The organism is Trichococcus paludicola (assembly GCF_003052295.1).
Classification (GTDB): Bacteria; Bacillota; Bacilli; order Lactobacillales; family Aerococcaceae; genus Trichococcus; species Trichococcus paludicola.
In genome coordinates, this window is sequence record NZ_QBLC01000002.1 from 67460 (window position 1) to 88914 (window position 21455).

The following is a 21455-nucleotide window of genomic DNA, read 5'->3' on the forward strand; positions in this document are numbered from 1 at the left end:
TCAAAATTTTGTCTCAATAGCTCAGCCGGATAGAGCATTCGCCTTCTAAGCGAACGGTCGGGAGTTCGAATCTCTCTTGAGACGTCATATCTGTTTTAAGATCATAAGTCCATGACAGAAAATCGGTTGCATCCGTGAAGAAGCGGATGCGACGTTTTTTTTCTTATTACAGCCATATGGACTTGTCGATAGATAGAAACCGCGGCGGAATTGTCCGTTTATTGCGATTGTGAAACTTTATTTGATAAAAAATCAAAATCATGGTGACAATTTAAACGGTTTGCTGTATAATCATTTCTTGTGACACCGGTTTTGAAATGGATTCAAACTTGTTTTGCCGAATATCAACTTTGTCTCAATAGCTCAGCAGGATAGAGCATTCGCCTTCTAAGCGAACGGTCGGGAGTTCGAATCTCTCTTGAGACGTATCAATCAAAAAAAGCCCGCTGTAAGGAGTGTGACCCTTACAGCGGGCTTTTTCTGTGACAATGATTTTAATGATTTGTGAAATCAATCCAGATATTCAAAGACGTTTTTTGTCGCTTCGTCGAAAATAACTTCATGCGAGTCGCTGTTGTCAATTTTCTTCAATGGGAAATTTGTGCGGTAGATGCTTTGATCAGGGAACTGCTCCAAATAAATGACAAAATTTTTCGGGTAGAAACTGACCATTTTCGTGAATACATGATCCTGGTCAATGATGACAGTCTTCACTTCAGACATGCTCTTCACCCAGTAGGTATCCACATTGAAATACTCACCTGGATGAACTGTGTATTCATATTTCAGTATCGTAATAAGGTCATTCAACATCATAAATCCCTCCTTAACAGAATGTTAAACTCTTCACATCCCCATTATACATCATAGCAAGCAGATAATTAATACATTTATAAAATGAAATTGCGGGCACAAGTCAATAATTTGAAAGTTATATGTCGATGTTAAAGGCAATAAGTGGAAATTTAGGCTAAATCATGAAAAGTGTGGTATACTACTACTTGTAAGTCTGTTGCAGTTCCTGGTTCTTAAAAGTGAGGCGATAATGGAAATGGTACGAAATATTACTAACGAAACGAAAACCATGATTGAGAGCGAATTACGTAAAGGTACGAGCAACTCACGTATTGCGAATCTACTTGGCGTGTCGTATGAGCAGGCTTTGGAGGTCGTTGATGCCATCAAGGAATCTATACGCCCTGAAATCGGTGATGAAATAAAATTTACATTCCGCAAGCAGGAAATGGTAGGGGTAATCCGAAAATTATTGACTAATAGCGCCGTCGTAGAAATTTATTGGGATTTATCCTCCGGCACAATGAAGGATATCTGTGAAGATAAAACGATTGTGAATTTCAAAGACATTGAAGAGTTTGTTAAAGTTGATTAATACATATATGGAAAGAAGCGGCGCTCATCGTCGCTTCTTTTTGTCGCAACAGTCCGTACCAAGCAGGCTATTTATCCTGCAGTTTGCCGTAACCGTTTTAAAGTAGTTAGGAATCAATGAATCTTGCTACACCGGAAGATATAAGAGAAAATTTATTATCGAAATGCTTGACAGGTTGTATAAAATTTTATATAGTTTGAAAGTCGAAAGGTTTGAACATCAAACTATTTTGACCTTCAAACTAATGTGGTTTGATTGGGCATCGAAAGGAGGAGAGCTATCTTTGGATCATTCCATAGATAAAATTAACTCTTATCTCGTAGCTGTCTTCAATGAAGTGTTGGATATCGAAGAGCGTGCTTTGCGTGTCAGCACATTTTCTGATTTATCCATCAAGGAGATGCACACTGTCGAGGCAATCGGCATGTATCAAACTCATACAACTTCAGAAGTAGCAAAAAAATTGAACATAACTGCGGGAACTTTAACGGTGGCCATAAACGCTCTGGTAAAAAAGGGGTATGTCGAACGCATTCGGATGGAGAAAGACCGCAGAGTCGTAAAACTAGGATTAACCAAAAAAGGACGCTTATTGTATCGTCTTCATGATAAGTTCCATAGAGAGATGGTAAAGAATACCATTCGCGATATGGAAGATCAGGAAGTGAAAGTTTTGCTGAAAGGCCTAAACAATCTTCACGGTTTCTTATTTGGGTTAGTTCAAAATATCAAGGAACAGGGTTGATGGAATTGGGTTCAAAAATTAGCGCAACAGGTCACTATCTTCCTGAACAGATCATCACGAACGATGATCTGTCTAAAATCATGGACACGAGTGATGAGTGGATCAGCAAAAGGACAGGCATTCGCAGTAGACACATTTCGAAGAATGAGAATACTTCTGATCTGTCAAGCAAAGCGGCCCTAAGAATTTTGCAAAACGGCAACATCACTGCAGACCAACTGGACTTCATTATAGTAGCAACAATGACGCCGGATGCTCTTAGCCCATCGACAGCTTGCTTAGTGCAAGAACAGATAGGTGCAGTAAATGCTTTCTGTTTCGACATCAATGCAGCATGTTCCGGCTTTGTCTATGCATTGTCCACCGGCCTCCATATGATGCAGAGCGGTCTCTATCAATATGGCATGATCATCGGGGCTGAGACAATGTCCAAAGTCGTCAACTGGGAAGACCGTTCTACGGCTGTCCTGTTCGGGGATGGCGCAGGCGGCGTGTTGTTGGAACGAACGGAAGATGATTGCTTCGTTGCAGAAGCGATCCATTCTGATGGTGGACGCCATATGGCATTAGTGGCGAACACAATGAAAGTAGAAAACCCGTATGGAGACTCCTCTCAGGAGGATCAAGCTTTCCTTACGATGGATGGCAGAGCCATCTTCGATTTTGCAATCCGCAGTGTGCCAAGCGTCATACGCGAAGTGATGGAGAAAGGAAATCTTTCTGACGGCGATCTGAAGAAGATTTTGGCTCATCAAGCGAATGTGCGCTTATTGGAGGCAATCAGCAAAAAAGTGAAATTGCCATTTTCATTGTTTGCCACAAACATTGCGGAAACGGGCAACACCTCAGCAGCAAGCATTCCGATACTGTTGGATCAGCTTGTTCAAACCAAGGAAATTCAACTCGGCACCAAAGATAAGGTGCTGATGACAGGATTTGGTGGCGGCCTCACTTGGGGAGCCATCGTAGTATCATTAAACTAAAAAAAAATATTTGGAGGAATTTATTATGACATTCGAAAAAATCAAAGCAATCATCGTGGACCAATTGGACAAGGAAGAATCAGAAGTACAATTATTAACTAACTTCAGAGAAGACTTGGACGCAGACAGCCTGGACTTATTCCAAATCATCAATGACATCGAAGACGAATTTGACATCAAAATCGAATCAGACGAAGGCATCAACACCGTTGAAGATTTAGTTAAATACGTTGACGCTCAATTAGCAGAATAAGCAGTAAAAGGAAAGTAGGCCTTGTATGAAGTCAGAATTATGTGAATTATTAGGCATCCAATATCCAATCATTCAAGGAGCAATGGCGTGGGTAGCGGATGCTGATTTGGCAAGTGCCGTTTCCAATGCTGGTGGGCTTGGTCTTATAGGGACAGGACATGATAGTGTGGATGTAGCGAAGGAAAAAATTTCCAAAATGAAAGCATTGACGGATAAACCTTTTGGCGTAAACATCATGCTTTTGAATCCGCAGGTCGATGCTGTTGTTGAAGCAGTGATCGCTTCTGGCGTTAAGGTTGTCACAACCGGTGCCGGAAGCCCAGCCCGTTTTATGAGCCAATTCAAAGAAGCAGGCATCACGGTCATCCCGGTTGTTGCTTCCGTTGCTTTAGCGAGAAGAATGGAAAAAGACGGCGCGCACGCTGTCGTTGTCGAAGGCATGGAATCCGGTGGTCACATCGGAAGAACAACGACAATTGCCCTGGTTCCTCAGGTTGTCGATGCCGTGTCGATTCCAGTCATCGCTGCAGGCGGTATTGGTGATGGACGTGGGATGGCAGCTGCTTTCATGTTGGGCGCATCTGCTGTTCAAGTTGGGACCCGTTTTGTTGTTGCCAAAGAATCCAATGCACATCAAAATTTCAAGAATGCCATCCTTAAAGCGAAAGACATCGACACAGTCATTACCGGTCAGATTACCGGACATCCTGTTCGTGTGTTGCGCAATAAATTGACCAGAGAATATCTGCAAGTCGAGAAAGAAGAGACGAGCAAGGAAAATCCGGACTTCGCAAAACTTGAAGAAATGGGCAAAGGCGCTCTGAGAAGAGCGACTGTCGATGGTGATAAAGACTACGGTTCGATGATGGCCGGCCAGATTGCTGGTTTGATTTCGAAGGAACAGACATGTCACGATATCATACAAGAGTATATGACGGAATGCAAAGAAGTTATCTTGGCCCAAGCAAAATTGTGGGCTGAGTAACAAATTTATAGAGGTGAAATAATGGCAACAGCTTTTGTCTATAGTGGTCAAGGTGCGCAATATTTCGGAATGGGTCAAGAACTTTATAACGAGTATGCCGTTGTGCGCACTGTTTTTGATGAGGCTTCAGCAACGCTTGGTTACGATGTTGCAGAATTATGTTTCCAAGAGAATGACAAGCTTCATTTAACTGAATATACACAACCAGCAATCTTAACGGTTAGCTACGCCCTTGATCAATTACTAGCTGAAAAGGGAATTCAGCCAGATTTTGTTGCAGGATTGAGCCTCGGAGAATATACAGCACTGGTGAAAGCCAATGCTTTTTCTTTTAATGAGGCTATTTCGCTCGTAGCGAAACGCGGCAAATACATGAGTGAGGCAGTGCCGGCCGGCCGTGGCAAAATGGCCGCCGTCATGAATGCGGAACGCTCCGTGATCGAAGAATCTTGCCGGGAAGCAAGCGAGACCGCTTATGTCGCGCCTGCCAACTACAATATGCCGACGCAGATCGTCATCGGCGGGGAAATCGAAGGCGTTAATAAAGCCATCGAAATCCTTGAGTCCAAAGGCGTGAAACGCATCATCCCGTTGAATGTCAGCGGTCCTTTCCATACAGCTCTGTTGCATCCTGCAGCAGAAAAGTTGGAAGTGGCTTTGGCTGAGGTGAACGTGGATGAACCGAAGATACCTGTCGTCGGCAATACCGAAGCGACCATCGTAGCAAGGGATGCCATCAAGGGTCTGCTGGTGCGTCAGATCGAATCGCCGGTATTATGGGAAGACAGCGTCCGCAAGCTGGTTGAACTGGGTGTGGACACCTTCGTGGAAGTCGGCCCAGGCACGACTTTAAGCAAATTCATCAAAAAAATCAACAAAGAGGTCGCTGTATATAATGTGGAGGATTTGAAATCCCTCACGAAGACCCTTGAAGCATTGCAAAAATAAGTAGATCAGACAAGAAAAGAGGGATAGTCTTGGATTTAAAAGGAAAGACGGTCATCGTCACTGGTAGTTCAAGAGGAATCGGGGAAGCCATCGCTGAAGCATATGCGAAACGTGGAGCCAATATCGTTCTGAACGCACGCAAACCGATTGCTGAAGAAAAAATTGCGCATCTGGAATCCTACGGCGTCACTGTCAAAACACTCTTAGGTGACGTCAGCGATTTTCAGACTGCCAAAGAAATCGTCAGCCAAGCCAAAGAACTGTTCGGTTCCGTTGATGTTTTGGTTAACAATGCAGGGATCACCCGCGACAAATTGATCATGCGCATGGATGAAGAGGATTTCGATGCCACTTATCAAGTGAATCTGAAGGGAACCTTCAATATGATCCGCCACGCTTTGCCGCTTATGCTGAAGCAAAGAGCCGGCAGCATCATCAATATCTCAAGCGTCGTCGGCGAAACCGGAAATACAGGGCAGGCCAACTATGCTGCCAGCAAAGCCGGAATCATCGGATTGACGAAATCTGTCGCCCGTGAAGCTGCAACAAGAGGCATTACTTGCAATGCCATTGCTCCAGGATTCATCGAAACGGAAATGACGGATGTTCTTTCAGAGAAGATTCAGGAACAAATGTTGACGCAAATCCCATTGAAACGATTTGGAAAAGCCGAAGAAGTGGCAAACACTGCTGTCTTCTTAAGTGAGAATACTTACATCACCGGCCAGACCATCAGTGTCAATGGCGGAATGTACATGTAAGACAGGAGGATAAATATGAATCGCGTTGTAATTACAGGTATGGGTGCTATCACACCTTTAGGAAATACAGTCACTGAATATTGGGACGGCATCAAAAACGGTAAAAACGGCATTGCTGCCATAACTAATTTTGATGCATCCGAAACGGGCATTTCTGTCGCAGGCGAAGTGAAAGACTTCGATGCGACCTTATATATGGACCGCAAAGAGTACAAGCGTATGGATCTGTTTTCGCAATACGCGGTAGCAGCCTCCGCTCAAGCCGTTGAGCAAAGCGGTATCGATATGGAGAAAATCGATGCGGATCGTTTTGGCGTTACCATCGGCTCTGGTGTCGGCGGATTCATCACAATGGAATCCGGCATCATCAAAATGCACGAAAAAGGACCGAAACGCGTACCGCCTATGTTCGTACCGATGGCGATCGGAAACATGGCGGCAGGGAATACTGCCATCAAATTCGGAGCAAAAGGACCGAGCATGGACATTGTCACTGCTTGTGCTTCCGCGACAAACTCAATCGGAGAAGCTTTCCGCAGCATCAAACATGGTTACGCAGACCTGATGCTTGCAGGTGGAGCAGAAGCAACGGTCTGTGAAATCGGCATCGCTGGTTTTGCGGCACTGACTGCTTTGTCCACAAGCACTGATCCAGATCGCGCTTCCATTCCTTTCGATAAAGAAAGAAATGGTTTTGTAATGGGTGAAGGAGCCGGCATCTTGATGCTTGAAAATCTTGATCACGCATTGGAACGCGGCGCAAATATCTTGGGTGAAGTTGTCGGATATGGTGTTACTTGTGATGCTTACCATATGACTGCTCCATCAGCGGATGGCAGCGGAGCTGGCAAAGCGATGCTTCAAGCTATGAAAGAAGCGGGCATCACTCCGGCACAAGTTGATTACATCAACGCTCACGGAACGAGCACGGCAGCAAACGATTCAGGCGAAACGGCTGCCATCAAATACGCTTTCGGCGAAGAAGCATACAAAGTCGCTATCTCAAGCACAAAGAGCATGACGGGGCATCTATTGGGCGCTGCCGGAGGTATCGAAGCGGTAGTCTGCGTTAAAGCCATTCAGGACGACTTCCTGCCGCCAACAATCGGGTTCCAAGTGGCTGACGAAGGCTGTGATTTGGACTACATCCCGAACGTCGGTCGTGAAAAAGAAGTCACTTACACATTGAGCAACTCTTTGGGCTTCGGCGGCCATAATGCCGTACTATGTTTCAAAAAATGGGAGGCTTAATACGTGAATATTGAAGATGTAAAAAGCCTCATTTCCTTGATCGATGAATCAACCTTGACTGAATTGCATTATCAGACAGGCGACTTTCAACTTTTGTTGTCCAAGAATAAGTCGGTCCAATCGAAGCAACCGTCAAACGATAGCATTCCGGCAGCAGCTCCAACTCCAGCAGTGACTGCTCCGGTCCAAAACATCAAAGAAGCCGTTTCTGAAGCGACTGCGAAAAAAGAAGGACAGATCATTACTTCTCCGATTGTCGGCGTTGTTTACCTTTCACCGACTCCGGATGCGAAACCGTATGCCACTAAAGGCCAAATCATCGCTAAAGGCGATGTAGTCTGCTTGGTGGAAGCAATGAAACTTATGAATGAAATCAAAAGCGAATTCGATGGGGAAATCGTTGAAGTGTTGGTCGAAAATGAACAAATCGTTGAATACAACCAACCGCTGTTCCGCATCGTCTAAAAAAAGGAGACTATTAAAATGAGTTTATTAAGCGCACAAGAAGTTATGGCTATCATCCCGAACCGCTACCCAATTTTCTTCATCGACAAAGTTGAAGAGTTGACACCAGGCGAGCACATCGTCTGCTACAAAAACGTTACAATCAACGAGCCTTTCTTCCAAGGGCATTTCCCAGGCGAACCAGTAATGCCAGGCGTATTGATCGTTGAAGCATTGGCTCAAGCAGGATCTATCCCATTGTTGACATTACCGGATTTCGAAGGACAAACAGCTTACCTAGGCGGATTGAATAAAGTCAAATTCCGTCAAAAAGTTGTTCCTGGCGATGTTTTGCGTCTGCAAGTGGATATCATCAAATTGAAAAAATTTGCGGGAATCGGTTATGGACAAGCTTTTGTCGGAGACAAAAAAGTTTGTGAAGTTGAAATGACCTTCATCATTGGTAGATAACATGTTTACGAAGGTATTGATCGCAAACAGAGGAGAAATTGCTGTAAGGATCATTCGTGCTTGTCATGAGTTAGGAATCCAGACGGTAGCGGTCTATTCTGAAGCTGACCGCGAAGCGTTGCATACACAGTTGGCCACTCAGGCCATTTGTATCGGTCCTGCCAAAGCGAGCGATTCCTATTTGAATATGACGAGCATTTTGAGTGCGGCAGTCGTTACAGGAGCCCAAGCCATCCATCCAGGTTTCGGGTTCCTCTCGGAAAACAGTGCATTCGCCACAATGTGTGAAGAAATGAATATCCGATTCATCGGACCTTCTTCCACCATCATCGACCTGATGGGCAACAAAGCAAACGCCCGCAAAACGATGATCGCAGCAGGCGTACCTGTCACTCCGGGAAGCGAAGGCTACATCTCTTCATATGAAGATGCCGTGGCGCAAGCAGAGAAGATTGGTTATCCGGTCATCCTGAAAGCTGCCGCTGGTGGTGGCGGTAAAGGGATGCGGAAAGTCTACCAAGAAAATGGTCTGGAAGCAGCCTTCAACCAAGCGAAAGCTGAAGCAAAGGCTGCCTTCGGGGACGACCGCATGTATCTTGAAAAGATCATCACACCGGCTCGTCATATTGAAGTGCAGATTTTAGGGGATTCATTCGGCAATGTCGTCCATCTGGGTGAGCGTGATTGCTCTCTCCAACGCAATCATCAGAAAGTGTTGGAAGAAAGTCCGTCCACGTTCATCACCGAAGCGACCCGCAAAGCCATGGGGGACGTCGCCATCCGAGCGGCTAAACATGTTGGCTACACGAATGCAGGCACTATCGAATTCCTTGTCGACACGGAACAGCGTTTCTATTTCATGGAAATGAACACGCGTATCCAAGTGGAGCACCCGGTAACCGAAATGGCGACTGGCATCGATATCGTCAAGGAACAATTGCGCATCGCGAGCGGTGAGCCTTTGTCCTTTACGCAGGATGATGTTGCCATCACCGGTCACACTATCGAGTGCCGTATCAACGCTGAAAATCCGGCTTTGGGTTTCCGCCCTTCCTCCGGTAAAATCGACTACCTGTTCTTGCCAAGCGGCGGGAATGGACTGCGTGTGGAAAGCGCCATGTACGGCGGATATATGATTCCGCCATTCTATGACTCGATGATCGCCAAAATCATCACAAAAGGCGACGACAGAAGCGAAGCAATCGCTAAAATGAGGCGTGCGCTTCAGGAACTGGTCATCGAAGGAGTCGACACGAACCAATTCTTCCAGGAAGATATTCTGCAGGATCCTAATTTCATTTCCGGAGATTACGATACGGAATATCTTCAGAACGTGTTCCTGAAAACGTGGGCACCTGAAGAAGAGGAAAGTGTATAAATCAATTAGTCAAGAAGTCACACTAGAGGTGAGGAAATGAAATTATTTCGTAAGCGTCCTTACATTCCGATAGCTCAAGTTCCCGCTTCAAAAACAGACGATCAGAAACCGATCGTTCCTGAAGGCTTATGGGAAAAATGCCCGAATTGTCAAAAGACGATCTACAGCAAGGATTTGGGGAAAGATAAAGTATGCCCGCATTGTGCCTATAATTTCAGGATTTCGGCATATGAACGCATTTCCAATATCGTTGATGAAGGTTCTTTTGATGAATGGAACGCGCTCATGCCCGAAGAAAATCCATTGGCTTTTCCGGGGTATGAGAACAAACTGAAGATTGCCAAAGAAAAAACGGGACTTGACGAGGCGGTTGTAACCGGCGCGGCATTCATCAATAAGCATAAAGTTGCTTTGTGTGTGATGGATTCGAACTTTATCATGGCAAGCATGGGGAAAGTTGTCGGTGAGAAGCTGACGCTCGCGTTTGAACGCGCAACGTCAGAAAAGCTCCCGATCATTGTCTTCACTGCTTCGGGCGGCGCCAGAATGCAAGAGGGAATCATGTCCTTGATGCAGATGGCGAAAGTCAGCGTTGCGGTCTCCAATCACAGTAAAGCAGGGCTGTTGTACATCACAGTCTTGACCGATCCGACGACTGGGGGCGTAACGGCCAGCTTTGCGATGCAAGGGGATATTATCCTGGCTGAAACAGGCGCGACTGTCGGTTTCGCCGGCAAACGCGTCATTGAACAGACAATCAAAGCGAAATTGCCTGAAGGTTTCCAGACAGCTGAAAAGGTGCTGGAAAACGGCTTTATCGATAAAATTGTTGCCAGAAAAGATTTGAAAAGAGCATTGCAGCATCTATTGCTGCTGCATGCTCCTGCAGAAAAGGCGGGTGAAGTGCAGTGAAGGATGTCAAAGAAATTATCACCTCTGCAAGAAGCATCTCCCGTCTGACGGCGACAGAAATGATCCATGCCATCTGTGAAGGTTTTGTTGAATTCCACGGCGACAGAAAATTTGGTGACGACCCTGCTATCGTCGGTGGGATTGCATTGCTGGATGACATGCCGGTTACCGTCATCGGAACCCAAAAGGGCCACGATGTGACTGAGAATGTCTACCGGAATTTTGGATCTCCGCATCCAGAAGGCTACCGGAAGGCGATTCGCTTGATGAAGCAGGCGGAGAAATTCAATCGTCCAATCGTCACTTTCATCAATACCTCAGGCGCTTTTTGCGATGTCGATTCTGAGGACCGAGGCATCGGTGAAGCAATCGCTGAATCGCTTTTAGTGATGAGTCAACTGACAGTTCCTTTCATCGCCATCTTCATCGGCGAGGGAGGCAGCGGCGGTGCATTGGCGCTGGCGATGGGCAACGAGGTTTGGATGTTGGAGAATACCATGTATTCTGTCCTATCCCCCGAAGGCTTCGCCTCGATTTTATGGAAGGATTCCTCGCGATCCGATGAAGCAGCCAAAGTAATGAAGTTGACGCCGGATGATCTTTTTTCATTGGACGTCATCGATAAAATCATTATGGAAACTCGCAGGAAAGTGGCCCGGAAATCGGATGATGTGATGCTGGAACTGAAGCGGGAATTAAGTGCTAAGCTGAAAGAGCTGAAGCAACTGACTCCAGCAGAATTGGTTGAGCAACGCCAAAAACGATTCCGTAATTATTGATTCAAGAACAGCTATGGACCGCCCGCACAGCAGCAGTTGTGCGGGCGGTTTTTTTCGCGTCCGCTTTTATGATATAATGACCTAACAGGAAATCAGCTTAGATTGGGGTGATGGAAATGGGAGAAAAAATTGTTTTTCCACTAAATTACGAGGGATACTTAAAAAAAGGACTATTGGCATTTGAAGAGGGGAATCTGCAGCTTGCGGAAGAATGGATCGGCAAGGCTGTTGCCATCAAAAAGGCAGACGATATCCTCCCGCTCTATCTCATGTTGCTGCAGGAGACCGATCAAGCAGAGAAGAGTCTGGAAATGATAACCGAAATGCGTCCGGATATTGCTTCCGCCATTTCGGTGGACGACATCGATTTCCTTTTCTTGAAAGGCTTGCTGCATTCCGGATCATTCGTCATGGCCCGCGAACAAATCGAAGCACGCAAAAATACTTTTGGTCTGTCGATGGAACATCAATTTGCTTTGGAGCAATTGGAGGCTGAAGTCGAAAAAGTTGAACTTAAGACTTTGGAGAAGAAGCTGAAAAAAAGTTCAGAAATCCTCCAGGCCGAAAAAACCATAGATACGCAACCGTTCCACAAGCAACAACTCTACGCGCAACAATTGAAAGAATTGGAGAATGACCAATTCGGCAAGATAGCGCAACGTTTGCTCATGAACAGCAATCTCCACCGGATGCTAAAGACAGAGATCATCCATCAATTTCTTGCACGCGGGCTCCATCCGACGGTGACTGTCAGATTGGACGGAACCGTAGATAAATTGGATCTGGCTGGAGTGGTCCCATTGATCGACTCGAAAACGTACAAAGAAGGAATGGCATACATCCAAGAAGAAATCGCCAATAAAAACCCGACTATGGCGGATGCCATGGAGAATGCCTTCTTCATGCAATTATCCCTCCTTTATCCGTTCGAACAAAGGACGATCCCAGCCGTGAAGGAATGGTTGGAGGTGCTCTACCGCATTTACAACGGGACCGAATCGACGGGCGAACCAAGCGAAAAGAGCATCCGCGATGAAATCGAAAAATTGGAAAATAAGCTGGCTGATTTTTTTGGGTTTTTCGAATAAGTGCCAACGAGGCTATCAGAATAATTGACTCTATAGGGTTTCCTCTCTATAATGAGGGGTAACCCGTCTTTGTGAAAGCAGTTCCAAAGAAATGAGTGTTGAAGGAGGATGTACAATGGAATTTGGCAAAGTAAAGTGGTTCAATAATGATAAAGGGTATGGTTTTATTGAACTCGATGAACAGGATGACGACATTTTCGTACATTTTACCGGTATAGCTGGAGAAGGCTTCAAAAGACTTGAAGAAGGGCAACGCGTTCAGTTCGATATCGCTGAAGGCATCAGGGGACCACAGGCTACTAATGTGATGGTCTTGGCAGAATCATAAAAAAGAACAGTAAATCGCAAAGGTGAAGGGCATCCGTTCCGGATTTTCTTTCACCTTTGTTTTTTAGGATGTGGATCAGGTGATAAAATTATTTGTGGATGGGGCAGCTACCGGAAAAGAAGGATATGCTGCCATCGGGATTTTGGTCGTTGAGGACGGGGTACAAGAGCAGATAGGCTTGCCTCTAGAGGCAAGAATGGATAACCATCGGGCAGAGTTCGAAGCGCTCCTGTACGGATTGCGTCATCTGAGGGCACGCAACAAACAGGATCAGCTCGTTTTTTGTTACACCGACAGTAAACTTGTTGCCGATTCGATCAGAAAAAGATATACAAAAAAAGCGGAACACAAACTGTATCTGGAAGAGGCATTGCAGGATTTGGCCATATTCACCAATTTTTACTTGGAATGGATTCCGGAAAAGGAAAACAAAGGAGCCGATAATCTCGCCAAAAAAGCGCTCTATCAGCTTACAAAAAAGAACAAATGATTCTGGATGGGCTATCATTCAGAATCCAAAATGCCATTTTCATCATTCGATAAAGGCTCTCTCCATTCTTATATGAAACGTGGAGGGCCTTTTTGCTTGCCTCCATTCGCTGTTTCGTGCAAGCAAGTCATTGATTATCCTTGACTTGGAGTCCACTCCAAGGAGTATACTATCGGCAACATAGTAAACTTCTATGTCATCAAATTTGAATTGGAGGGAAGTATTGATGGAATATGTAACTTTAAATAATGGCATCAAGATGCCGATTTTGGGATATGGAGTGTATCAGATACCCGATGCCGCAGAATGCGAACGCTGCGTGCTGGATGCGATTGAGGTAGGCTACCGATCGATTGATACCGCCCAAGCATATGGAAACGAAGAAGCAGTCGGTATTGCAATTAAAAAAAGCGGTGTTGCGCGGGAAGAACTATTCATAACGACAAAAGTCTGGATAACGAATGCCGGGTATGAAAAAGCCAAAGCTTCGATTGCCGAATCGCTGCAGAAACTTCAATTGGACTATCTGGACCTGGTCCTGATCCATCAGCCCTTCGGTGATTATTACGGAACGTATCGCGCCATGGAAGAACTTTATGAGCAAGGCAAAATCCGTGCCATCGGCGTGAGCAACTTCTATCCCGACCGGTACATCGATTTGGTTCGTTTCACAAATGTTGTACCGGCCGTCAACCAAGTGGAGACACATGTATTCAATCAGCAGCTGGATGCGCATGAGATCATGCAGAAATACGGCACGCAAATCGAATCTTGGGGCCCGTTCGCTGAAGGCAGAAATGAACTGTTCACGAATGAAACGTTACGCATGATTGGAGATAAATACAACAAAACCACTGCTCAAGTTGCGCTTCGCTATTTGTTGCAGCGGGGAGTCGTGGTGATTCCGAAAACGACGCACAAAGTCCGGATGATCCAAAATTTGGATGTCTTCGACTTCAGTGTGACTGAAGAGGATATGGAAACGATTAAAGGACTGGACAAGAAAGAGAGTGCCTTTTTCTCGCATTACGATCCGAAGTTGGTCGAAATGCTGGTGAACCGTGGTTAATGTCCGAAAGATGAGCTAAGGAAACAGGCACCGACTGCGATCGATCGGCAGTGGTCCTATCCTAAAGAAATGGAGAGATGATGATGGATTATGTGAAATTCGGCAAACATCTACTCATACGGAGCCAGTGAAAGCATACTCGGAAAAGCCTTGAATGATTACGCCAACCGGGATGAGATCGTGGTGGCGACAAAAGTACATCAGAAGATGCGCCAGGCACCGAATGGAGGGGGCCTTTCCCGCAAAGCAATCCTGACTGAAATCGATCACAGTCTGGAAAGGTTAGGCATGGACTATGTGGATCTCTACATAATCCACCGTTGGGACTACCACACACCAATCGAGGAAACGATGGAAGCATTGCATGATGTCGTGAAATCCGGCAAAGCCCGCTATATCGGCGCATCCGCCATGTTCGCGTGGCAATTCGCCAAAGCGCAATCTGTTGCCGAAAAAAACGGTCTGACAAAGTTTGTTTCGATGCAGAATCACCTTAATCTCTTGTACCGGGAGGAAGAGCGGGAAATGCTGCCGTTGTGCACGGATCAAAAGATTGCCGTAACGCCATACAGCCCGCTGGCTTCAGGGAGGCTCACCCGTGATTGGTCGGCCACTACGAAACGCTTCGAAATGGATCAGGTGGCGAAGCATAAGTATGATACGACCGAAGCCCAGGACCGCGTCATCGTGGAACGGGTTGCAGCGATTGCCGAAAAATATGGCGTCGAGAGGGTTCAGATTGCTTTGGCTTGGCTGCTGCAGAACGATCAAGTCGTTGCACCGATCATCGGGGCGACAAAGGAAAGCCATCTGACCAGCGCCATTTCGGCTCTTGACTTCAAGCTTTCCGCGGAGGACATCCTTTCTCTGGAAGAACCATACATCCCTCATCATATAATGGGGCACAACTAAAAAGCTCTTGTACACAAATCATTAAACAACAAATAAGCCCGAATGGATACCTAGCTGCAGGATTCCATTCGGGCTTTCTTTTTCGTATCCTGATGAGTGTGCTGAGTAGTGTTGCCTTAGTTCAGGATATAGGGATTATTCATTGTAGTCCGTTGAGGCGGCCAATTCTGTTTGCGTCCGGAAATTGGCTAAGCGGTTCTCAAGCGTAGAAATGGTGCTGGCCAGCGCTTGCGAGCCGAGGACCATGCGAAGCGGCGCGGGTGTGATATCCACGCTTTCAATGATCCGTTTTGCCATCTCCGCAGGATTTCCGGGAGCCAGTACCTTTGTTGAATCAAGCATCGCAAGAAAGCTGTGCGCCGGGTTGCCATCGTATTCAGGCATCAGGTCAGCCATTTGTGCGCTTCCGTAGCGGAATTCTGTCCGTGCGCCGCCTGGCTCTACAATGGTCACGCCGATATTAAAGGGTTCCACTTCCTGAGCAACGGATTCGCAGAAGCCTTCGATCCCGAATTTCGTGGCATGGTACATGGAATTGCCCGGGAAAGCGACTTGTCCGCCATAGGAAGATATTTGGATGATGCGGCCGTGACCTTGTTTTCGTAAGAACGGAAGCGCGGAACGGATCATTTGGATAGAGCCAGTCAAATTGGTCGCGATGATGAGATCCACTTGCTCGTCGCTCAACTCTTCTGCAGCACCGAACAGGCCATAGCCAGCATTATTGATGATGACATCGATTTCTCCGTGTTTTTCAAAAGATTCCTTGACAACTTGATGTACAGTGGGCGTATCGGTCACATCAAGGATCTGGCAATCGAACAGCGTCGGGTACTCCGCAATCAAATCAGAAATTTTGGATTTATTGCGCACCGTTCCAATCACCGTATCGCCTTTATCCAGCAACTGTTTGGTCAGTTCGTAGCCAAAACCACTGCTCACACCTGTAATCATCCATGTTTTGCTCATCATTTTTGCCTCCATCTCATTTCTATTCTGACTATAACTCTTGGAGTGGACTCCAAGTCAAGCGCATTGTTTATAAAAAAATAATACAGTACGATTGGTGGATTAATTTAATTATACATTTACGGTGCTGGATTAACCATTCAAAGGCTGGATTCAACGTCCGGAAAATAAAGATGTCGGTTCATGCTTGACTTGGAGTGAACTCCAAGTGATACCATGTTCGTATCAAAGAGAAATTTGAGGTGGAAATGTTGACAAAAATAGTTATTATCGGCGCAACCGGCTCAGTCGGTCGCGCTGCAAGACAACGGTTCCTTGAAAAAACAAATGATGAACTGACGCTTTTTTCGCGACTACCGGAAAGACTCAAGCCAATTGATTCAATGAGAGAAGTTGCCGTTTCAGGCGATGTAATGAACGCAGCCGATCTGGACAAGGTCATCTCTGTACAGGACGTAGTGTTTGCATCTTTGACAGGGAACTTAGGGAAAATGGCCAAAGCGATTGTCGAATCGATGAAACGCGTTGGAGTCAACCGTTTGATTTTTATCACTTCGATGGGTATCTATAACGAAATTCCGGCTTCCGTAGGCTCTTCCGGCAATCTTCGCTCCAATCCGGTTTTGCAGACATACCGTGATGCGGCGGACGTCATTGAAGCATCCAATCTGGATTATACGATCATACGTCCAGGCTGGTTCGACAGCAACAACGATACCGATTATGAAATTACCGTCAAGGGCGAGCCATTCGGCGGACATGACGTATCCAGGAAAAGCATCGCGGATCTTGTCGTTCGTCTTGCTGCCGATCCTACCCTTTATGTCCGTGAAAGTGTAGGCATCAATCGTCCGGAATGATCAATTAGATCCATTATGCCACCAATGAGAGGATGACAAATAATGAACTATACATCAGTTGGCAGAACAGGCATCAAAGTTTCTGAATTGTGTTTCGGTGCCATGTCTTTTGGCGGCGACGCAGATGAAGAAATGGCAAAAGCCTTGTATAACCGCTGTCTTGAGGCTGGAATCAACTTTTTTGATACAGCAGATATGTATTCGCACGGTCGATCCGAAGAAATTCTCGGGAAATTGATGAAGGGTCAGCGGGAGGAGCTTGTGATCACGAGCAAAGTCTTCTTCCCGACTTCAAAAAATCCGAAGGTCAATGATCGCGGTCTTTCCCGTAAACATATCCTGAAAAGCATCGATGCCAGTTTAAAACGCTTGGATACAGACTACATCGATTTCTATATCCTGCATTACTTCGACCCGACTACCGATATCGAATTGACTTTGCGTACTTTGGATGACCTGCAAAAACAGGGGAAGATCCTTTATTCCGGCGTCAGCAATTGGGCCGCGTGGCAGATCATGGATGCACTTGGCATTTCGGAAAGGGAGTTGCTCAGTCGCTTCGAAATCATGGAGCCTTTGTACAACTTGGCGAAACGGCAATCCGAAGTGGAACTGCTCCCTTTGGCTGAAGCCAAGAACATCGGGGTCATTCCTTACAGCCCGCTTGGAGCAGGATTGCTGACAGGGAAATACGGATCGGCTAAACAACCGGATTCCGGCCGTCTCGTCGATAGCGAACTGAACCGTTTGCGTTATCAAAATGACCTGGAACTTGCGGATCGCTTTGCGGCCTTCGCCAATAAACTGGGCGTCAGTCCGGCAACATTGGCGGTGGCGTGGGCAAAAAGCCACCCGGCAGTTACCGCCCCGATCATCGGGGCCCGGAATCTGGTCCAATTGGAGGATTCCTTGGCGGCAACCGATTTTGAGATGACGCCCGATTTGCGTGCAGAAGTCAGTTCGCTTGCCCTGGCCCCGGAACCGGCAACAGGGCGTTCAGAAGAAAAAACGCTTGGGCAGTTCGGCGTGTGGCAAAAATAAAGGCAGTAGTCAATTCGATATAGTGCAGATAATCTTGGTTCAAATTGGTTCAATTTTAAGTGATTCCAGAAAATGCTTGCCTTAATGTGCACTTTAAGTGTTACCCTTATTTAAGCAAGAGCAAGTGACTCTCAAGAAAAGGTGGAGAAATAGATGAAAGCAAACATAATGTACGCGGCAGGAGATGTGCGCGTCGAAGAAATTCCAGTACCGGAAATACAGAAGCCAACGGATGTGATCCTGAAAGTAGTGGCTGCCTGCATCTGCGGCAGTGACTTGCATCCATACCACAAAATGCATGCGCACGCGCACGGTGAAGGCGAAGCGATGGGGCATGAAGTACTAGGCAGAATCGATGTAATGGGCTCTGAAGTTTCTGGATTCAAAAAAGGCGATTTGGTCGTTGTTCCTTTCGCATACGGCGACAACACGTGTCCGTTTTGTAAAGAAGGCTTGATGACTTCCTGCGTAAACGGCGGCTTCATGACCGGTTGCCAAGCGGAATACGTTCGGGTTCCGCAAGCGCAAGGCAGCATGTTCAAATTACCCGACGACATTGACGAAAATTCGCCGCTGTTGCCTTCATTGTTGACATTGTCCGATGTATACGGAACTGGTTATCATGCGGCCGTTATGGGCGGCGTCAACGAGGATACGACCGTGACGGTCATCGGTGACGGTGCTGTGGGACTGCTGGCTGTCCTTTCGGCGAAGAAACTCGGTGCCAAGAAGATCATCCTGATGGGCCGCCACAAAGATCGTACCGATCTTGGAATCGACTTCGGCGCAACGGATGTCATCGCTGAACGAGGCGAAGAGGGGATCGCGAAGGTCAAGGAGTTGACTAACGGGGAAGGCACACATGTCGTACTCGAATGTGTCGGTCTGATGCCTGCTTACGAGATGAGTCTTGAGGCTGTCCGTGCCGGCGGTGTCATCAGCCGTGTCGGGGTTCCGCAGTATGTCGAAGCGCCAGTAGGCTTTGCGAGTCTTTTCGGCCGCAACATTACGCTTACCGGAGGACCGGCACCAACACGTGCCTACATGGAAGAGCTTTTGCCCGATATCCTTGACGGAACACTGGAGCCTGGCCGTGTCTTTGATGTGACAGTCAACCTGGATGGTGTCCCGGATGGCTATAAAGCCATGGACAATCGCGTAGCGTTGAAAGTGCTGATCAGACCTTAATCAATAGCTTTACCACAGAAAGTACGTATCCTATACAAAAAATAAAGCAGTCCGGACGCCCCCGCATCAACGAGGGTATCCGGACTGCTTTATTTTATTTGAAAAATTATTTTTCTTTGGTTTCGCTGACGTCAAGCTCTTTTTTGATTCTTGGCGGGCGCGTTCCCCAATATTGGAAGAAATCGGTACGCAATCTGCCGTTGTAGAGTTTACGTTTTTTCGTGGCTCTTTCGCCGTAGAATTCTTCGAAAAGCAATTCACTTGTCAGGATGTATTTGCTCCATGTCTTCATCGGACGGAAAACTTGGCCCATCTCTTTGTAGAGTATCTCAATCTCATCCTGATCGGAAAGACGTTCACCGTATGGCGGGTTGCAGACGATCGTGCCGTATTCCTTGGTTGTCGTGAAGTCGGCCAAAGCCAATTGTTTGAAAGTGACATAATCCGCAACGCCTGCTTTTTCAGCATTGCTCTTCGCGATGGCGATGACATGCGGATCGATGTCCGAGCCGCCGATATCCATTTTCACATCGAAGTTCGCAGCAGCTTTTGCTTCATTGCGGATGCGGTCCCATAAACCTTCTTCGAAAATGTTCCATTCTTCTGAAGGGAATGAGCGCTTCAATCCAGGGGCGATGTTCAGGCCGATCAAAGCTGCTTCGATCGGAATCGTGCCGGACCCGCAAGTCGGGTCATAGAAGGGGCGGTCAGGGAACCAATTGGTCAACATGACCAAAGCGGCTGCCATATTTTCCTTCAATGGTGCGCCACCTTTTTCGGAACGGTAACCGCGTTTGAAAAGGCTGGAACCGCTCGTGTCGATCGTCAAGATCACTTCATCTTTATTGATGGCTACTTCGATAGGATAGAGGGCGCCGGATTCAGGCAAACGGGTACGGCGGTGGTAGTATTCGCTCAGACGGTTTACAATGGCCTTTTTGACGATAGCTTGGCAATCGGGCACGCTGTACAAAGTCGATTTTTGCGATTTGCCGGAAACAGGGAATTCCGCATCCATCGGAAGGATTTGTTCCCATGGTAAAGCTTTCGTCTGCTCGAAAAGGTCATCGAAAGTTTTTGCTTCGAATTTGCCGAACACGATTTTGATGCGGTCAGCGGTCCGCAACCACAGGTTGGTGGTGATGATGTCCGCTTCCGTACCGGAGAAGTAGGCTTTGCCGTTCTCTACCTGGACATTGTAGCCCATTTTCTTCAGCTCGCTGCCGGTGATGGCTTCGATGCCGCTTGCGGCCGTAGCCATTAATTGATATGTTTTCATTTAGTGCTCCTTATTGTTTTGCCTTAGAAATTGCCGGATAATGCAACGAAAAATGGGACAAAAATTAGCTTGTCCCATCCTCGATCGTATTCATTTTGAAGAAAAAAAGCCTGATTTGTAAATTTCTGTAAGCCATGTTCTGTCGCGCCATCGGAGCCAGGCCTCTGATGGCGGAGGTAATTATCTATCTGCATTTCTGCCTCTTTCCCTCGTTCATTTCCTTGGAAAGAGTGCCCCTACCAAAGTTTGGGTTGCTCGCTCGAGGGGTTTACCGCGTTCCACCAGAAAGGTTTCCCCGTCTGCTTCGTCACTGTGGCACTTTCAAGAATACTCAGGCATAGGCAGAGCCCTTAGCCTTTTTTTCTGCCGTCAATCTATCGATTGCCTTAGCTTATTGTTTCGCTAAGCACGAACACTACAAGCATCTCAGCTTGTGCGAGCATGGACTTTCCTCAGCCTCCATAAAGGAGACCGCAATTACCCGAAATTTACAAATGTCTTTTGATGCTAGTTTGCTTCTTCGTTGGTTTCATCCAGTTTTGAACCGAATACATGTTTCTCCAAGTTGGAAAGGCGTTTCAGAATATCAAAATTCGTTACTCCGCTGCCGACTGATGATACGTTCGATTGGTTCGGCTTAGCTAAAACTGCTTGCTTCGTCAACTCATCCACACGGCTCATCAAACGTTCATTCTCGCTTTGAAGATAAGAAAGGTCTTTTTGATAAGATTCATAATCTCTTATGATCATATCCAGATATTCATCGACTTCTGCAACATTATAGCCTCTCATAGCGCTTTTGAATTCTTTTTGCAGAATATCTTTAGTTGTTAGATTTTTATCTGCCATATTTGCACACCTCGTTAGTTGTCCTTGTTACCTAAACAGTATAGCATAAAACAGTAATATTAATAAGCAAATATTCTAATCA

The 21455-nt window shown here is 46.4% G+C and carries 24 protein-coding genes, 2 tRNA genes, 1 other RNA gene and 1 pseudogene; 23 read left to right on the forward strand and 5 right to left on the reverse strand.

Translation table 11 applies throughout. The features are described from left to right. Positions 1 to 10: 10 nt before the first annotated feature. Both C7R56_RS03130 and C7R56_RS03135 read left to right on the forward strand, forming a co-directional pair. Positions 11 to 84, forward strand: a tRNA-Arg gene (locus C7R56_RS03130). Positions 85 to 352: 268 nt separating this feature from the next. Then, positions 353 to 426 (forward strand) — tRNA-Arg (locus tag C7R56_RS03135). An 84-nt stretch (positions 427 to 510) separates the two neighbouring features. Here the strand turns inward: C7R56_RS03135 and C7R56_RS03140 are convergent. Beyond that, the gene (locus tag C7R56_RS03140; RefSeq protein WP_159072138.1) at positions 511 to 816 is read right to left on the reverse strand and encodes a hypothetical protein; all 306 of its coding nucleotides are present in this window, start codon (positions 814 to 816) and stop codon (positions 511 to 513) included. A gap of 235 nt (positions 817 to 1051) precedes the next feature. On the opposite strand from C7R56_RS03140, the gene C7R56_RS03145 reads away from it, so the two are divergent. The 18 genes and pseudogenes from C7R56_RS03145 to C7R56_RS03230 all read left to right on the forward strand — a co-directional run. Beyond that, positions 1052 to 1390 (forward strand): DUF2187 domain-containing protein, encoded by a 339-nt coding sequence (locus C7R56_RS03145; RefSeq protein ID WP_086628185.1) that lies wholly within the window; start codon positions 1052 to 1054, stop codon positions 1388 to 1390. Between the two features lie 283 nt (positions 1391 to 1673). Further along, complete coding sequence (fabT, locus tag C7R56_RS03150) at positions 1674 to 2135, forward strand: fatty acid biosynthesis transcriptional regulator FabT (protein ID WP_108032660.1); 462 nt, start codon at positions 1674 to 1676, stop codon at positions 2133 to 2135. Further along, the gene (locus C7R56_RS03155; protein ID WP_107995154.1) at positions 2135 to 3118 is read left to right on the forward strand and encodes a beta-ketoacyl-ACP synthase III; all 984 of its coding nucleotides are present in this window, start codon (positions 2135 to 2137) and stop codon (positions 3116 to 3118) included. Before fabT ends, C7R56_RS03155 begins: the two co-directional genes overlap by 1 nt. A 25-nt stretch (positions 3119 to 3143) precedes the next feature. Beyond that, positions 3144 to 3371 carry an acyl carrier protein gene (locus tag C7R56_RS03160; protein ID WP_086984721.1) on the forward strand — a complete coding sequence of 76 codons (228 nt, stop codon included), beginning with the start codon at positions 3144 to 3146 and terminating at the stop codon, positions 3369 to 3371. Positions 3372 to 3396: 25 nt separating this feature from the next. Next, complete coding sequence (fabK, locus tag C7R56_RS03165; protein ID WP_107995155.1) at positions 3397 to 4356, forward strand: enoyl-[acyl-carrier-protein] reductase FabK; 960 nt, start codon at positions 3397 to 3399, stop codon at positions 4354 to 4356. 21 nt (positions 4357 to 4377) lie between these two features. After that, on the forward strand, positions 4378 to 5304 hold the full coding sequence (gene fabD / locus C7R56_RS03170) for an ACP S-malonyltransferase (protein ID WP_107995156.1): 927 nt from the start codon (positions 4378 to 4380) through the stop codon (positions 5302 to 5304). 29 nt (positions 5305 to 5333) lie between these two features. After that, a complete protein-coding gene (gene fabG, locus C7R56_RS03175; RefSeq protein ID WP_106449422.1) occupies positions 5334 to 6065 on the forward strand; it encodes a 3-oxoacyl-[acyl-carrier-protein] reductase in 732 nt (243 codons plus the stop codon). 15 nt (positions 6066 to 6080) lie between these two features. Beyond that, positions 6081 to 7316, forward strand: coding sequence for a beta-ketoacyl-ACP synthase II (gene fabF / locus C7R56_RS03180; protein ID WP_107995157.1), 1236 nt, complete (start codon positions 6081 to 6083; stop codon positions 7314 to 7316). 3 nt (positions 7317 to 7319) lie between these two features. After that, positions 7320 to 7781: an acetyl-CoA carboxylase biotin carboxyl carrier protein gene (gene accB, locus C7R56_RS03185; protein ID WP_107995158.1), complete on the forward strand. Its 462-nt coding sequence runs from the start codon at positions 7320 to 7322 to the stop codon at positions 7779 to 7781. 18 nt (positions 7782 to 7799) lie between these two features. Beyond that, on the forward strand, positions 7800 to 8231 hold the full coding sequence (gene fabZ / locus C7R56_RS03190) for a 3-hydroxyacyl-ACP dehydratase FabZ (protein WP_086984727.1): 432 nt from the start codon (positions 7800 to 7802) through the stop codon (positions 8229 to 8231). Position 8232: 1 nt separating this feature from the next. After that, complete coding sequence (locus C7R56_RS03195) at positions 8233 to 9609, forward strand: acetyl-CoA carboxylase biotin carboxylase subunit (RefSeq protein ID WP_107995159.1); 1377 nt, start codon at positions 8233 to 8235, stop codon at positions 9607 to 9609. Positions 9610 to 9645: 36 nt separating this feature from the next. Further along, on the forward strand, positions 9646 to 10521 hold the full coding sequence (gene accD, locus C7R56_RS03200) for an acetyl-CoA carboxylase, carboxyltransferase subunit beta (RefSeq protein ID WP_107995160.1): 876 nt from the start codon (positions 9646 to 9648) through the stop codon (positions 10519 to 10521). Then, positions 10518 to 11300, forward strand: a complete 783-nt coding sequence (gene accA / locus C7R56_RS03205) for an acetyl-CoA carboxylase carboxyl transferase subunit alpha (protein ID WP_107995161.1) — start codon at positions 10518 to 10520, stop codon at positions 11298 to 11300. The genes accD and accA overlap by 4 nt, the downstream gene beginning before the upstream one ends. Before the next feature lie 116 nt (positions 11301 to 11416). Then, positions 11417 to 12388, forward strand: coding sequence for a hypothetical protein (locus tag C7R56_RS03210; protein WP_107995162.1), 972 nt, complete (start codon positions 11417 to 11419; stop codon positions 12386 to 12388). A gap of 115 nt (positions 12389 to 12503) precedes the next feature. Then, complete coding sequence (locus C7R56_RS03215; RefSeq protein ID WP_107995163.1) at positions 12504 to 12716, forward strand: cold-shock protein; 213 nt, start codon at positions 12504 to 12506, stop codon at positions 12714 to 12716. A 79-nt stretch (positions 12717 to 12795) separates the two neighbouring features. Continuing rightward, positions 12796 to 13206 (forward strand): ribonuclease HI family protein, encoded by a 411-nt coding sequence (locus tag C7R56_RS03220; RefSeq protein ID WP_159072139.1) that lies wholly within the window; start codon positions 12796 to 12798, stop codon positions 13204 to 13206. Positions 13207 to 13432: 226 nt separating this feature from the next. Further along, positions 13433 to 14275, forward strand: a complete 843-nt coding sequence (locus C7R56_RS03225; RefSeq protein WP_107995165.1) for an aldo/keto reductase — start codon at positions 13433 to 13435, stop codon at positions 14273 to 14275. Positions 14276 to 14371: 96 nt separating this feature from the next. Then, a pseudogene (locus C7R56_RS03230) lies at positions 14372 to 15187 on the forward strand (aldo/keto reductase); the annotation flags it as partial. Positions 15188 to 15322: 135 nt separating this feature from the next. On the opposite strand, the gene C7R56_RS03235 reads toward C7R56_RS03230, so the two are convergent. Further along, a complete protein-coding gene (locus tag C7R56_RS03235) occupies positions 15323 to 16156 on the reverse strand; it encodes an SDR family oxidoreductase (RefSeq protein ID WP_234402563.1) in 834 nt (277 codons plus the stop codon). A gap of 251 nt (positions 16157 to 16407) precedes the next feature. On the opposite strand from C7R56_RS03235, the gene C7R56_RS03240 reads away from it, so the two are divergent. The 3 genes from C7R56_RS03240 (at position 16408) to C7R56_RS03250 (ending at position 19245) form a co-directional block, all read left to right on the forward strand. Beyond that, positions 16408 to 17016 carry an NAD(P)H-binding protein gene (locus C7R56_RS03240; protein WP_107995443.1) on the forward strand — a complete coding sequence of 203 codons (609 nt, stop codon included), beginning with the start codon at positions 16408 to 16410 and terminating at the stop codon, positions 17014 to 17016. Positions 17017 to 17058: 42 nt separating this feature from the next. After that, positions 17059 to 18057 carry an aldo/keto reductase gene (locus tag C7R56_RS03245; protein ID WP_107995168.1) on the forward strand — a complete coding sequence of 333 codons (999 nt, stop codon included), beginning with the start codon at positions 17059 to 17061 and terminating at the stop codon, positions 18055 to 18057. A gap of 153 nt (positions 18058 to 18210) precedes the next feature. Continuing rightward, positions 18211 to 19245 (forward strand): zinc-binding dehydrogenase, encoded by a 1035-nt coding sequence (locus C7R56_RS03250; RefSeq protein ID WP_107995169.1) that lies wholly within the window; start codon positions 18211 to 18213, stop codon positions 19243 to 19245. A 106-nt stretch (positions 19246 to 19351) separates the two neighbouring features. Here C7R56_RS03250 and C7R56_RS03255 read toward each other — a convergent pair whose 3' ends face one another. The 3 genes from C7R56_RS03255 to gpsB form a co-directional block, all read right to left on the reverse strand. Beyond that, positions 19352 to 20524 (reverse strand): THUMP domain-containing class I SAM-dependent RNA methyltransferase, encoded by a 1173-nt coding sequence (locus tag C7R56_RS03255; RefSeq protein WP_107995170.1) that lies wholly within the window; start codon positions 20522 to 20524, stop codon positions 19352 to 19354. A gap of 123 nt (positions 20525 to 20647) precedes the next feature. Then, positions 20648 to 21013: RNase P RNA component class B (gene rnpB, locus C7R56_RS03260), an RNA gene on the reverse strand. A gap of 18 nt (positions 21014 to 21031) precedes the next feature. Next, positions 21032 to 21373, reverse strand: a complete 342-nt coding sequence (gene gpsB / locus C7R56_RS03265) for a cell division regulator GpsB (protein ID WP_107995171.1) — start codon at positions 21371 to 21373, stop codon at positions 21032 to 21034. Between the last annotated feature and the right edge of the window lie 82 nt (positions 21374 to 21455).